Source organism: Ramlibacter sp. AN1133, assembly GCF_037890035.1.
Classification (GTDB): Bacteria; Pseudomonadota; Gammaproteobacteria; order Burkholderiales; family Burkholderiaceae_C; genus Ramlibacter.
The window spans coordinates 1-1,015 of record NZ_JBBKTQ010000055.1 but is presented as its reverse complement, the minus strand read 5'-3'; the positions used below and the strand labels follow the sequence as shown (position 1 = coordinate 1,015).

Genomic DNA, 1,015 nt, shown 5'->3' with positions numbered 1-1,015 from the left:
TCAACTCCGACGTTAGACCTCACTGGAACTCGCATGTCTGATCTACGGTTCGCAGAAGCATTCGCGAAGTACGGCGCCAAGCTCAAAAACGTGCAATGGTCCGTCTGCGCTGATGCGCCTGACGGAGCCCTTGTCGTGAGCCTATGGGAACATCACTTCGAAGCTCCGAAGGGTGGAAAGGTAGTCTGCCGGGACCGGTTTGACCGCTGGAAAGGGCCGGGGAACAATGAGTTCCGCGAGAAGGTCCAGCGCGCGTTCTCAACAGGTCAGCGGGTTTACCTCGTCCTGGCCCACGCTGAGAAACCGGACGAAGTGCAGACCGGCGCTGACGCCAGCACCCTGCGCAAGTCATTCAGTGTGCGAGAAGACTGGGTTGGCCGAGTCTCGCGCATTGATGGCGAGGAGTACGAGTTTGAGTTCACCCGCAGACACGGTGAGGTCTAACAGGTCGTTCGACGCGGACACGCAGCGGCAGGGCGCCGCGAGGCGTGTGCGGGATCGTACGCCTCGCGGCGCCCTGCCGCTGCGTGCCGGTCAACTCCGACGTTAGAGCCCACGGAGACAGTGGTGTACGGCGAGAAGTGGACGGACCGTGAGAAGAAGATCGCTCGTCGTGTTTTCGACGGCGCTGTAGCGGAAGAACTCGCGTCCACCATCGCGGACTTCAAGGCACGTGCAGCTGCGGTCAACGAGCCGGAAGATATGTGGGCGTTGGAGCAGTACCTGCGCGACCGCCGTCGCGACATTGATCGAAAGTACGACTACCGTTACTCTCAGCTCATTTGGGTTTTCGGCCAGTTACTCCGCGAAGGGCGGATTCGGGAGGAACAGTTGGCCGGTCTGTCCGAGGAGAAGCTCAATGACATTCGACGCGCTTCCGGGAGGTAGCACTCGGAGCTGGTGCGGTGAGCTCTAACAGGTCGTTCGACGCGGACACGCAGCGGCATTGCGCCGCAAGCCGTGCGCGGGAGCATACGTCTTGCGGCGCAATGCCACTGCGTGCCGGTCAACTCCG

Annotated in this window: 2 protein-coding genes; both read left to right on the top strand. The window is 61.5% G+C overall.

Features of this window, described 5'->3' with window-relative positions; all coding sequences use genetic code 11:
* On the top strand, positions 1–444 hold a 444-nt coding region (locus WG923_RS30320), incomplete at its 5' end, for a hypothetical protein (RefSeq protein WP_340354772.1).
* Positions 445–567: 123 nt separating this feature from the next.
* Positions 568–888 carry a hypothetical protein gene (locus WG923_RS30315; protein ID WP_340354771.1) on the top strand — a complete coding sequence of 107 codons (321 nt, stop codon included), beginning with the start codon at positions 568–570 and terminating at the stop codon, positions 886–888.
* Positions 889–1,015 lie beyond the last annotated feature (127 nt).